This window comes from Tenacibaculum sp. E3R01, from assembly GCF_003318185.1.
Taxonomy (GTDB): Bacteria; Bacteroidota; Bacteroidia; order Flavobacteriales; family Flavobacteriaceae; genus Polaribacter; species Polaribacter halocynthiae.
On record NZ_QOCC01000007.1, the window covers coordinates 129860 to 143372 of the forward strand.

The window sequence follows — 13513 nt, forward strand, 5'->3', positions numbered from 1 at the left end:
TGCCAACTTTTAGAATAGCCTCGTAATATTATGATGAAATACATTAAAAATAAGAAGATTAAGATAAAAGATGATACGTTAGCTGGTATTACTGTTTCCTTAGCAATGATACCAGAGGTTGTTGCTTTTGCCTTTGTAGCTCAAATAAGCCCTATTGTAGCATTGTTTGGTGCGTTTGTGGTAGGTATAATTTCTGCGATTTTTGGAGGTAGGCCTGGTCTAATTTCGGGAGCAGCTGGAGCAGTAGCAGTTATTTTTGTTCATATGATTCAAGAAGGGCATGCCAAAGGTCTTTTATTTGATTCTCCAGTAGAGAATATGGGGTATTTCTATCTTTTGGCTGCAGTAGTTTTAATGGGAGTTATACAAGTTTTGGCTGGTTTTTTTAAATTAGGAAAGTTTGTTAGATTAATACCTCATCCAGTAATGATGGGGTTTGTAAATGGACTTGCTATCGTTATTTTTATGGCTCAGCTAGGGATGTTCAAAGAAAACTCAAAAGATTTATTTGGGCAGAACAAACGTAAAACTGATTCTAAGGAACTTGTATATAATGTCGCTAATAATGAAGTTAAAGATGTAATGTCTGGTACAATTTTATATGCTATTAAAGAAAACTCTGTAATAAATTTAAAAACAAACAAAGAAGCTTTTGTAATATCTGATGGTCAGGTGTTCAATCCTGAAACTAAAAAAGTTGTATTTAATGTAAAAGATGATGGCTTTTATTCTATAAAAGATAGTGGAGTAGTAAAATCTACTATGCAAGGAGAAAAGTTATATACCATGATAGGTTTAGTATTATTAACAATGCTTATTGTATGGGGGCTACCTAAATTGACTACAAAAATACCAGCAGCTTTAACTGCTATATTAATAGTTTCTTTTGTAGTTATTTTTGGAGGTATTAATTCTATTAATGTAGGTGATTTTATTAGAGATGGGGGAGGAGCCGGATTAAATGGTTTTGATGAATTATCTAAAAAATTAAATCTATTTGAGTTATGGAGTAACCTTCCTTTTAATTTGGATACATTGAAATTTATAGCGCCTTATTCATTTTTAGCGGCCTCAGTTGGTTTAATTGAAACGCTTATGACAATGAATTTAGTAGATGAATTAACTGATTCTAGAGGAAATGGAAATAAAGAGTGTGTTGCTCAAGGTGCTGGAAATATGGTTAGTGGATTGTTTGGAGGAACTGGTGGTTGTGGAATGATTGGCCAAACAGTTATTAATATTAATGCTGGAGGTAGAGGTAGATTATCTGGAGTAATGATGGCTTTAACTTTATTAACTTTTATTTTATTTGCTGATAAATATATTGAACAAGTGCCTATTGCCGCATTAGTAGGTGTGATGTTTATGATGGTTATAGAAACTTTTGCGTGGTCTAGTTTTAGAATCATGAATAAAATACCTAAAACAGATGCATTTGTTTTAATTATAGTATCTGCTGTAACAGTATTCTTTGATTTAGCAATAGCTGTATTTGTAGGCGTTATAATCTCTGCATTAGTTTTTGCATGGGAAAATGCAAGAAAAATTAGAGCAAGAAAACGTACAAAAGATGACGGTACTAAAGTTTATGAAATTTGGGGCCCTTTATTTTTTGGAAGTATAACTGCTTTTAATGAGAAATTTGATATTAAAAATGATCCAGATAAAGTTGAAATTGATTTTGTAGAGTCACGTGTATCTGATCATTCAGCTATAGAGGCTATTTTTAATTTAGTAGAAAAATATCAAGCAGCTGGGAAAAAAATAATATTAAAGCATTTAAGTGAAGATTGTAAAGTATTAATGTATAAAGCTAGTGATACTTTTCATGATATTATTATAGAAGATATTGATGACCCTCGTTATCACTTAGCTGAAAATCCTGAAAAGTTTCCGAAGCCATTATCTGAATATAAATTTTAAAAAAATAACATAAAAAAAACATTTTAATTTTAAAATGGTTTTTTTATGTTATTTAAATGCTTAGTTATTTCTTTTGTAATGGACTGATTATTTCTACATCACTAAAGGCTATTGCGCCTCTAACAACACTATCTATAGTGCTTTTTAAAGCTTCAATAAGTTGCATTTTTAACTGTGATTTGTGATACAATAAACTTACCTCACGCGCAGGAGGGGGTGTTTCAAACTCACGTAAATGCTTTTTATCTTCCTCATGTAAATCTAATGTATTTAGATAAGGTAAAAGAGTCATACCTAACCCATCTTTTGAAAGCTTAATTAAGGTATCAAAACTCCCACTTTCAAGTTGAAACTGTAAATTTCTATTCTTTTTATTTGTTCTACATAAATTAATAACACTGTCTTTAAAGCAATGTCCATCTTCTAATAATAATATATCATCTACTTCAAGTTCATCTACTTTAATTTTATTTTGACTAAAAAGTTTATGCTCTTCAGGAACCAAACCAACAAATGGTTCATAATATAATACACGTTCTTTTATAGCTTCATTTTCAAGAGGGGTTGCAGCTAAGGCAGCGTCAATATGACCGTCTGTTAATTTACGTACAATCTCTTCAGTTGTAAGTTCCTCGATAATTAATTGAACTTTTGGATAGTTTCTATTAAAAGTTTTTAGGAACATAGGTAATAATGTTGGCATTATTGTAGGTATAATTCCTAATTTAAATTCTCCGCCAACATATCCTTTTTGTTGATGTACAATATCAATAATTCTATTACTTTCATCGACAATAACTTTTGCTTGTTCAATAATTTTTTTTCCTACTTCAGTTAATTCAATAGGCTTTTTTGATCTATTAAAGATTTTAGCATCTAATTCATCTTCTAGTTTCTGAATTTGCATACTTAAAGTTGGTTGTGTAACAAAACAATGCTCAGCAGCGACAGTAAAATTTTTATATTCAGCTACAGCTAATGTATATTTTAGTTGAGTGATAGTCATTCTATAATATTTTTTGATAAAGATATTAAAACAATCAATTGAATTTATAGTTTTACTCGTTAAAATTGCAATAATTTTGAATCAGTTTAAAACGCAACACAAAATCAATAAGATATGGAAACTACAATATTAGGATTAGATAAAAAGAAGACAGAAAACTTAGTAGAAGAATTAAATGTTCTATTAGCTAATTTTCAAATATACTATCAGAATGTAAGAGGACTTCACTGGAATATTAAAGGAAAAAACTTTTTTGAATTGCATGTTAAATTTGAAGAGTTTTATACAGATGCACAAGAAAAAGTAGATTTAATTGCTGAACGTATTTTAACTCTACAAGGAGTACCTTTACATACTTTTAACGATTACAGTAGTTTGGCTAAAGTTCCTGTAGGGAAAAATATTTATGAAGATGTTAAAGCTGTAGAATTAGTAGTTGAGTCTTTATCAGAACTGTTAAAAATTGAAAGAAGTATTTTAGAATTATCTGATGATGCAGATGACGAAGGAACAAATTCTATGATGAGTGATTTCATATCAGAACAAGAAAAAACATTATGGATGATGAATGCTTGGTTAGGCTAAATCATCTTTTTTTTAAGGGGAGAAAAAGACAACATTAATTTGTTGTCTTTTTTATTTTAAGTATATAGTTTTCTTTTTATGTAATAGTATTCATTAATAATTGTAATGCTAGCATCTTTATTTAATGATAGTAATAATAAAATCTCTTTATTTCCTAATCCATTTAACTGAATTTTTACTCAGATTGTATCTTTTGAAAAAATAGAAATCTTACAAGTTCTTAAGAAAAATTAAATATTTTTTTTAGCTCAAAATCACTTTTTCATTATGTTGAAAAAGTGATTTTTTTAAATGTTTTAATTTCAATGTCATATTAGTTAAGTTGATTAAATATTACTTTAAGTGTTAAAAAATGATAAATAATTTATTTTTTAAGTTAAAAAACTGTTAATTAGGTAGTATAGTATTCGGATGAATTAAAATAGTATAGAGTAAAAAGAAAAAGTTAAAATAAATTTACCAAAAATACTTATTAAAACCTTTCTATCATGAAAAATCAAATATCATTACTCTTAGGAGTATTCGTTTTTGGTTGTGGATTCTCACAAACTAACAACTTCTGGAAAAAAAACACTCAACCAATTCAAAATAAGACTATTACTTTAGTTGAGAAGAAGGTAGTTACGCCAAATAACACTTATGACCTTAGTGTTGAAAAACTAAAAAAAGTATTGTCTTACTGCCCTAAAAGGTACGAGTCGTTTGGTAAATCAAATGTTATTATCACGCTTCCTAGTGAAGACGGAAAATTTAAAAAATACCGTATAAAGGAGACTAATGTTTTACATCCAGATTTAGCTAAAAAATTCCCAAATATTAAATCTTATGTGGGTACATCTGTAAGTAGAGAAAATGAATTAGTACATTTTAGTTTGGGGAATAATGACTTTAGGGCTATGATTATGAAGTCAGATGCTACAATAATTAATATCAAGCATCCTACTATCAATAGTAAAATGTATATGATTACTTCAAAAAAGGAAAAATCAGAACCTATAAGTTGCCAAACTACAGATAATTATTTCGAAAATTTTTTAGAAAAAAAGACAACAGGATCTAAAGAGCTACCAAAAAGAGCCAGAAGAGATGCTAATGATAGTCGTCTTAGAGTTTATCGAATGGCCATAGCAGTAACGGGAGAATTGTCTAAAATATATACAGATAAAGCAAGTGTTACAAATGGTTCAGTTCAACAAAGGAAAGCTGCTGTACTTGCTGAGTTAAATGCACTCATGACAAGGGTGAATGCGGTTTATGAACGAGATTTAGGAACTACATTTGAATTAGTACCTAACATTTTAAATTCCATTTTCCTTGATCCAGTAACAGATGGTATTACACATGGTAATACGGGAATATCTATAAATGAATCTCAAGGTATTCTTGATGCTCAAATAGGTAATGCTAACTATGATATAGGTCATGTTTTAGATTCAGATGGAACCGGACGTGGAGCTTTAAACTCTGTATGTGTTGATGATAAAAAAGCGCAAGGATCTACAGGTGCGCATCCTTTCACATCTGTAAATGATTATTTCTTCCGTACATTCGTTCATGAAATTGGTCATCAATTTGGTGCTAATCACTCGTTTAATAATGCATGTGGTGGTAATCGTTTGGATGAAGGAGCTGTTGAACCAGGAGGAGGTAATAGTATCATGGCATATCAAGGTTGTGCACCAAATTACGATTTACAAACTTCACATGTTTTCTTTCATGCTAAACAGATAGATGAAATGTGGAATCATATTGTAAACACAGCAGGTTGTGGTATAACAAAGTCAGTAGGTAATAGTGCACCAGTAGCTAGTATAGGAGGTAACTATACGATTCCAAGATCTACTCCATTTATATTAGAAGGATCTGCTACTGATGCTAATACACCAGTCAACCAACTAACATATACTTGGGATCAAATGGATAAAGAAATAGCTCCTATGCCCCCTCTTGCTACATCAACAGGTGGCCCTTTATTTCGTTTTAAACCACCTACAACATCTCCTATCCGATATATGCCTGATCTTGGTACAGTAAAAGCTGGAAATTCTTCTTCTGAATGGGAGGTAACACCTTCTGTTGCTAGAACGATTAATTTTAGATTTACCGTAAGAGATAACCACGCTGGAGGGGGGAATACAGATTCTAGAGATGCTGTTATTACGGTAGCTGGAAATGCCGGCCCTTTTGTAATAACTTCCCAAAACAGTAGATTTGATGCACCAGTTGGCTCTACGCAAACAGTAACCTGGAATGTAGCAGGAACTACAGGAAATGGAGTTAATGCAGCAAACGTAGATATTTTATTATCTACAGACGGAGGAAATACATATCCAATAACTTTAGCGTCGGCGGTACCTAATGATGGTTCTCATCAAATTACAATACCAGATGAACAAGGAGGTGTAAATAGAATTATGGTAAGAGGTACCAACAATATTTTTTTTGATATTACAAACGCTAACTTTAGCATAACGGATGGTAACTCTGATCCTATGCCTACAAATTATTGTGCTGCTGGTTATCAAGGTAATAATTATATAGATGAAGTCATCTTTGGAGATATCAATAATAAAAGTGAAAATAGTGGATATTCTGATTTTACCAATCTAGGGACAAATGTTATCAAAGGCCAACCTGTTACTTTAACGGTTAATCCAGGAATTGATACCTGGGATCCTAATTATTTTGGAGCTTGGATTGATTGGAATAAGGATGGAGATTTTGAGGATACAGGTGAAGAAGTTTTATTAACAACCAATGGGCAAGGTGGAGTAACAACAACTATTGTAGTTCCAAATACTGCAAAAAATGGTGCAACCAGATTAAGAGTGCGTTATAAATTACATACTGCTCCTGAGCCTTGTGGAATAGCATCATCGAAAGGTGACGAAGTAGAAGATTATTTTGTGTTTATTAAAGGTAATTCAACTCCAGATTCAGAGGCTCCAAGTACACCAACTAATTTAACTGCTTCTAATATTGAAAGTACTTCTTTAACATTAAATTGGACAGGTTCTATCGATAATATAGGAGTATCTGGTTATGATGTATTTAGAAATAATGAAGTGACTCCGATAGGAAGTCCTTCAGGAACTATATTTAATGTTACAGGGTTAACTAAAAATACTTCTTATTCTTTTTATGTAAAAGCTAAGGATTTTTCTAATAATACTTCTGGAAATAGTAATACTATTAATATAGTAACTAAAGACGGTCCAAGCCCTGGAACTGATCCTTGTGCTGCATCTACAACACAAAATAGTACTTTACATATCACGAATGTAAGCTTTGGTTCTATAAATAATAGCTCCACAAATGCAGCATATAATGATTTTTCAACTATTTCAACTAATCTTTCAGTGGGGCAGTCGGAAACAATTACTATTGACGTAAATAATAGTAGTTGGACATTTAATGACGTAGGAGTTTGGATCGATTGGAATAATAATGGTCAATTTGAAACTTCAGAAGAAGTATATGCTCGATATGGAGCTGGCCCTTATTCAGGTAGTGTTACGCCACCTAATACAGCTGTTTCGAATACCTTATTACGTATGCGAGTACGATTAGGTTATGGAAGTAGTGAGAGAGCTCAACCATGTGGTACGGATACTTCTTTTGGGGAAGTTGAGGATTATTCAGTAGTAGTAAGTGGTGGAGTAACTGGTGATACGCAACCCCCAACTGCTCCAAGTGGGTTAGTAGCTTCTAGCATTACAAGTACTTCACTAACATTAATATGGACGGATTCTACTGATAATGTAGGAGTAACTGGATATGATGTGTATCAAGGAAACATTAATTTGGGTACAGTTACAGGAACTTCGTATAATGTGATTGGTTTAACTGGAAATACTTCTTATAGTTTTACCGTTAGGGCTAAAGATGCAGCAAGTAATCAATCTACTGAAAGTAATATAGCAAATGTAACAACTACAGGAGGTACAAATCCTGATCCAACATTACCAACAGGTTATTGTAATGCAGGAAGTCAAGGAACCAATTATATAGGTGGAGTTACATTTGGAAGTATTAATAATACGAGTCAAAATAGTAATTATACAAATTTTACAGCTCAAAGCACAAACGTTTCTATTGGACAAACCTTAACATTAACTGTAACTCCAGGAATCACAGCTTCTAATTGGTCGGCTAATGTAGTTGGTGCCTGGATTGATTGGAATAGAGATGGTGATTTTACAGATGCTAATGAAGAAGTTTTAATGAAAACTCCTGGTACTGGTGGTGAAACAACTTCAGTTACTGTACCCAATAATGCTCAATCTGGAGCCACTAAGTTACGTGTACGTTACAGATGGGCAAGTAATCCTAATCCTTGTGGAACTAGTGCTAATGATGGTGATGAAGTAGAAGATTATGTAGTTGTAATTGGTGGTAGTACTGGTGATACACAAGCACCAAGTACGCCAACAAATTTACTAGCTTCTAATGTAAATGAAACAACCTTAACATTAAACTGGACTGCTTCTACAGATAATGTAGGGATAACAGGATACGATATATTTCGTGGAGGAACTTATATAGGTACAGCTACAGGTACAACTTACAGTGTAACTGGTTTAACTGCTAATACAGCGTATACTTTCTCTGTTAGAGCTAAGGATGCAGCGGGTAATCAATCAGCTTCGAGTAATACCGTTAATGTTATCACCCAACAAACGAATCCAAATCCTACCTATTGTTTTGCTACAGGGAATGATGGACCAGAGGGGATATCAAATGTTGTTTTTGCTGGAATTAATAATTCTTCTGTAAGAAATGTTTCTGGATATGATGACTTTACTTCTATTTCTACTAATGTAAATGTAGGGACAAGTCATAACCTTACAGTTACAATACTGGGTTATCAAGGAGGTAGTAATGATGAAATCTATGCATTCTTTGATTGGAACCGTGATGGTGATTTTTCGGATGCAGGAGAGGAATTTAATTTGATTAAGACAAATGGCCTTACAGGTGCAATATCAGTAACGGTACCACAAACGGCAATAACAGGTTCAACAAGAATGCGTTTACTAGTCTCATATTATGATACAGAAAAGAATTCATGTGATACTGGTACCAATGATGTACGATATGGAGAGTATGAAGATTATACAATTAATGTAACGAACTCTAGTGCTAATGCTAGTCCTAGTTTATTTAGTAACGGCGGTAATAAGTTTTCTTTATTTCCAAATCCATTTAATAAAAGTTTTACTTTGAATGTAACTTCTTTTAAAAGTACTAACTTTAATGTAAGTATTTATGATATCGTTGGAAGACAGATTTACTCTCAAGAATACAATGGAAATCAAACTAAAATAGAAAATTTAGGTGAACGTATTACCGCTCCTGGTAACTATTTTATTAGAATTCAATCTAATGATAAAACAGAAGTCTTAAGGGTTCTTAAAAAATAAATAACCCTAAATATTTTGTTAATAATAAAACACCTTTTCAACTTAATGAAAAAGGTGTTTTTTTTAATCCCATTTTAAGAGAAAAAGAGATAATATGAATTTATAGTCTTTTTTATTTTACGCATATAGTTTTTCTTTTACATTATAGTATTCATTAAAAACAGCATTGATTGTTTCTTGATATTTATTAAAAGAAGTTCCATCGTTCTTAGTAATTAAATCATTAATACTTTCACTTGCTTTTAAAGAACAAAATATAGCGTTAGAAATACCATGTGATGAAATAGGATCAAAAGCCATGGCTGCATCGCCGATAGATAACCAATTATCACCTACAATTTTTTGTGGGATAGATGAGTTTGCTAGTCTTCCAGTAACTTTAAAATTACCAGTAGGTAAATGTTTTTTTAATATTTTGGTATTGGTTAATATTTCACACCAATTAGAAAAAGTTTTTAATTTTTTATGGAGAGCATCATTTTTTGAAGAGTATAGAGTCATAATTCTTGTTGTTTCATTTAAATCAGAAACGGTTCCCCATCCACTTTCATATGTCTCAGTAAAAAAACCATATTTAAGCGATTCTTTAGTTTTTGGTAAATAACATATAAAAGCAATGTTATTATCATATGAAATTATAGGTACTTTAAAGAAATTTAAAATAACTCGATTTCGTCCAGTAGCGTCAATAATTAATTCACTATCAATATTGTATTTAGTATTGTTTAATTGAACAGATGTAGTTGTTGATGTTATGTTCTTTAGTAAATTATAGTTTATTATTCTTGATTTTACTTTTTTTTCTAATTCTGAAATGACCTTTCTTTTGTTTAGTTTTAATCCATATTTAAACGGATTATGTTTGAAAAAATCTTCACTATGAAAAATATTGTTCCATATTGATTGATAGCCATATGTTTTGGAAGCACATTCTTCAAATAGAGTAAGTAAGTCAATGTTTTTTAATAGGCTAAGTGTAGAAGGAGGTATAGTTTCTGCAAGAATAGTAGCAGATGTATTTACTTCTTTGTTAAGTAGTATACATTCAATTCCTTTTTTTTCTAATAAATAACATAAAATGAGTCCTGAGACTCCTTTCCCAACAATAAGTACTTTTGTTTTTAAGTGTGTCTCAGGATTCATAATTATTTAATAATTAAGTACATATTTGTAGCTGATTCGTATCCACCACATTTATCAATATAACTAACCTCAATAGTAACAAAATTATTACTATAAGGTTTTAAATTTTCTGTAATGTCCATTGGAGGAAGCGGAGTTATTTTTCCACTACAACCATTACTGAAATCTTGATTTAATACAACGTTTCCATTTATTTTAAGTTCTAAAACATCGTCTACAGAAACATCACCTGTACCATCTTTTGTAGATGATAAAAATATTTCCTTACCAGAAGGAAGCCATACCATTTCTCTTACATTTGAATAGAAAATACTTGGAGGGTTTAGTTTTACAGGTCTAGAGGTTATTTCTTTACCTAAAAATATAACTAGTTTGTCTTTAACATTTTTGCTATCAGAAGCTACATACACTATTTCAGGAACTCCATTTACATTAGCATTACGACCTGCAACTACACCTACATCTTTCCATTTGTAAACCATATTAATTAAGCCATTTAAATAGCCACCTTCAGCGTGATAACCAACATATCCTGTATCACTTGTCATTAACCATGGAACTCGATTAGCATAAATATATTGTTTAGTTTCATCTCCTAAAGTAGTGTCTTGCATTTTAACTAAACTTTCTTCAGTTAATACATCAACTGGTAAATTTGCAGCCCACCATGCAGGTATTGGGTATTGACTGTCTAGAAAAACTTTTTGACAGCTCCCAGCATCAGATTGCCATGGAATTCCCATCCATTTAGTTAAATCTCCTGGTGTTGTTTTCCATAACCAATTTTCTTTATTTGATGGATTTAATGAAGCTTTTACATCATCTGAATTCATTTGAAATCCAAAATCATTATAAAAAATTTCAGATTGTTCATTTTTTGTAGCTGAAGCAATACGTATTTCACGTAGTCCAAAGAAAGAAGCTCCTTCAGTAACATTTTTAAATGTTAAATTATTTGCTGAATACATTTGTTCATGACGCATTGGCCAAGTAAGTTCTACTCCTGGGTGGAAACCACCTCCATATAAAGTTTCTAAAACAGCTCGTGTCATTAATAAAGCACTTTTTGTTTCATCTTTTGAAGCTTGAATGTATATGTTTTGATAATAATGACCTATTTCATCCATAGTTGTGAATTCAAAATCTAAGCTTTCAAAATCTCCATCTCTCCAACTTTCAAGTTGCTGATATAAAATAGGAGGGATAGCAAACCATTGTGCAGGACTTCCAGGATAATTAATTCCATCACCTGGATAAAAAGGATATTTTAATTCTTCTGTTCCACTACCAATATTTGTAATATCAGTTGTACTCTTACTAGGTATAACTGGTTCGTTGGTATAAGCATAAGCTGGATTTCTAAATAAGCTAAATATTTTTTCCCTTAAGGGTTGAGCTTCATCAGAGCTATTATATAAAAATTTAAATTCTTCAGTAGTTAATTGATCAATAACTTCTCTAAATGATGGAGCAAGGAAATCACTTGCATTTACCCATTGCATTCTAAATAACCTATATAATACTGGGAAAACTAAACTGAAATCTGTAGAATACGTATCATTTGAAGCGCCACAAATAAGATCGTACATTGTAGCTAATGGTTGTATTTGTGGAGCATAATCTGGTGGAGCAGTAGCTATCCAAGCTGCCGATTTAGGATCGTTTACTTCGTACGTTTTTCCATCTATTGTTACTTTAGCAGTAATTCTTCCGTCACAAATATCATCATACCAATTAGAATTATCAGCAAAATCAGTATTTAAATCTGAGGGGTTTAAAGCTGCGGAAACCCCATCTCCAGGATAAAAAATTAAAGTTCCATTATCATGTTCAACTGTTCCTAAATTTACACTTTTACTTTCCATGTGCATTGCTTTTGCAATTTTACTCTTTCCTTCAGGGTTTAAAGGAAAAGGAAATTGTCCTCCAATTTTTTGCTTTTGATTACTTGAGGATACACTAACAGGTGCGGGGCAGTTAACTAACTCTTTTCTATAATTTTGATCATCAGAGTTTATTAGTTTTTGATCTAATACATTAGGATTTCTTCTTGAAGTACTAATTCCAGGAGCTATTTTTTCGGTAAAAAAAGTTGAGCTTAAATTTTCATTATTTGTATTTACAGAAAGATCTAAACTATTATTAAAATCATACCAAAATGGTTTTTTATTAGCTACCTCTACAGTCCATTCAACTTGACTAATATTGGCGTCTAATTTACGAATAGGGTTACCCTGATCGTCACATTCATAAATATAAAAACGTTGAGCTTGTTTTTTTAATGCACCATCAGCAGTGTGATACTCTTCTCCAGTTTCATATAAATTAGCCCATGGAACTTCAGGGCTAAAAACGACATCTTCTTTTGTTGCAGGACCATTACCCATTCGAGCAATTCCTATTGATGGATAAATTTTAAAATTCATAATAGTTTAATTTATATAGTTAGAAAAATTAGATATATATAAAACTATAAATAGAAAGATTAGTAATTGGAAAAATACCCATAAACGTGTTCTTTTGGAGAACGAGAGCAGGATTATTAAGAACTTAAATATTTATTAAAATACGTATGCTAACAAAGGCAATTAATATAGCAGTAGCTTTTTTTAATTGAATAGGTGTAAGTATTTTATTACTTAATCTATTACCAATTTGACCTCCTACAAATACAATGATAAGAAGAATAGAGGTTAGATTCCAGTTGATTGAAAAATTAGGGTTTGTGTATTGGCCAATTAGGCCACTAATTGAGTTAACTAAAATAAATAAACTTGCAGTAGCTGCTATTTTTTTAGGTGTTTCCCAGTTAGTTAGATGAAGTAAAGGAGCTAAAAAAATACCTCCACCAATACCTACCATGCCTGAAACAAATCCAATTAGACCTCCATACAAAGCATTTTGGGGTAATTTTAATTCTTTAGAACTAGTTTTTTTCGAGACAACTTTTTTTGAAACCCACATAGTTATGGCTGCGAATAATAATGTAAAGCCTAACAAGATAAAGAAGAACGTTTGATCAATTCGTAGATACCCACCTAAAAAAGCTAAAGGGATACTAAAAATAACCAAAGGAGTTACTTTTTTCCAATTGTACTGTTTTTGTTGTTTGAAAATTAAAACATTACCTGTTACAACAATAATATTACATAATAAAGCAGTAGCTCTAATTTCAGTAAAAGCTAAACTAGTTAAAGCTAAAACTGCTAAATAACTTGATCCACCTCCAAAACCTACTGATGAATATAGAATAGCAATGCTAAAAAATAAAAAGACTATATGCCAATTTTCGAGAACAGTTTTCAAAACAATTAAAAGCTCCATATAAATCAAATATATATATTTATAAGTGATCTTATGTTGTTAGTAGAAAAAATATAAAAACTATTTAAAAAAAACTGTAGATTAGTTTTTTATTAAAAACATAAAAGAT

7 protein-coding genes are annotated in these 13513 nt (G+C 31.3%); 3 read left to right on the forward strand and 4 right to left on the reverse strand.

Annotated features, from left to right (window positions below; all coding sequences use genetic code 11):
• The first annotated feature begins 30 nt into the window (after positions 1 to 30).
• Complete coding sequence (locus DS884_RS00685; protein WP_113785389.1) at positions 31 to 1923, forward strand: SulP family inorganic anion transporter; 1893 nt, start codon at positions 31 to 33, stop codon at positions 1921 to 1923.
• A 64-nt stretch (positions 1924 to 1987) separates the two neighbouring features.
• Here DS884_RS00685 and DS884_RS00690 read toward each other — a convergent pair whose 3' ends face one another.
• A complete protein-coding gene (locus DS884_RS00690) occupies positions 1988 to 2929 on the reverse strand; it encodes a hydrogen peroxide-inducible genes activator (protein WP_093870943.1) in 942 nt (313 codons plus the stop codon).
• 114 nt (positions 2930 to 3043) lie between these two features.
• On the opposite strand from DS884_RS00690, the gene DS884_RS00695 reads away from it, so the two are divergent.
• Positions 3044 to 3514 carry a Dps family protein gene (locus DS884_RS00695; RefSeq protein WP_093870944.1) on the forward strand — a complete coding sequence of 157 codons (471 nt, stop codon included), beginning with the start codon at positions 3044 to 3046 and terminating at the stop codon, positions 3512 to 3514.
• A 488-nt stretch (positions 3515 to 4002) separates the two neighbouring features.
• Entirely contained in the window at positions 4003 to 8937 is a 4935-nt protein-coding gene (locus DS884_RS00700) for a GEVED domain-containing protein (protein ID WP_113785390.1), read from the forward strand.
• 117 nt (positions 8938 to 9054) lie between these two features.
• On the opposite strand, the gene DS884_RS00705 is transcribed toward DS884_RS00700, so the two are convergent.
• From DS884_RS00705 to DS884_RS00715, 3 genes are all read right to left on the reverse strand, one after another.
• Positions 9055 to 10080, reverse strand: coding sequence for an NAD(P)/FAD-dependent oxidoreductase (locus DS884_RS00705; RefSeq protein ID WP_093870946.1), 1026 nt, complete (start codon positions 10078 to 10080; stop codon positions 9055 to 9057).
• Positions 10081 to 10082: 2 nt separating this feature from the next.
• Positions 10083 to 12506 carry a LodA/GoxA family CTQ-dependent oxidase gene (locus DS884_RS00710; protein WP_113785391.1) on the reverse strand — a complete coding sequence of 808 codons (2424 nt, stop codon included), beginning with the start codon at positions 12504 to 12506 and terminating at the stop codon, positions 10083 to 10085.
• A 124-nt stretch (positions 12507 to 12630) separates the two neighbouring features.
• Positions 12631 to 13404 (reverse strand): sulfite exporter TauE/SafE family protein, encoded by a 774-nt coding sequence (locus DS884_RS00715; protein ID WP_113785392.1) that lies wholly within the window; start codon positions 13402 to 13404, stop codon positions 12631 to 12633.
• Between the last annotated feature and the right edge of the window lie 109 nt (positions 13405 to 13513).

Bases quoted from the DNA above. Each gene is read 5' to 3' on its own strand.
- DS884_RS00705 (WP_093870946.1), bottom strand. From the start codon at position 10,080: ATGAATCCTGAGACACACTTAAAAACAAAAGTACTTATTGTTGGGAAA.
- DS884_RS00690 (WP_093870943.1), bottom strand. From the start codon at position 2,929: ATGACTATCACTCAACTAAAATATACATTAGCTGTAGCTGAATATAAA.
- DS884_RS00710 (WP_113785391.1), bottom strand. From the start codon at position 12,506: ATGAATTTTAAAATTTATCCATCAATAGGAATTGCTCGAATGGGTAAT.
- DS884_RS00685 (WP_113785389.1), top strand. From the start codon at position 31: ATGATGAAATACATTAAAAATAAGAAGATTAAGATAAAAGATGATACG.
- DS884_RS00700 (WP_113785390.1), top strand. From the start codon at position 4,003: ATGAAAAATCAAATATCATTACTCTTAGGAGTATTCGTTTTTGGTTGT.
- DS884_RS00695 (WP_093870944.1), top strand. From the start codon at position 3,044: ATGGAAACTACAATATTAGGATTAGATAAAAAGAAGACAGAAAACTTA.
- DS884_RS00715 (WP_113785392.1), bottom strand. From the start codon at position 13,404: ATGGAGCTTTTAATTGTTTTGAAAACTGTTCTCGAAAATTGGCATATA.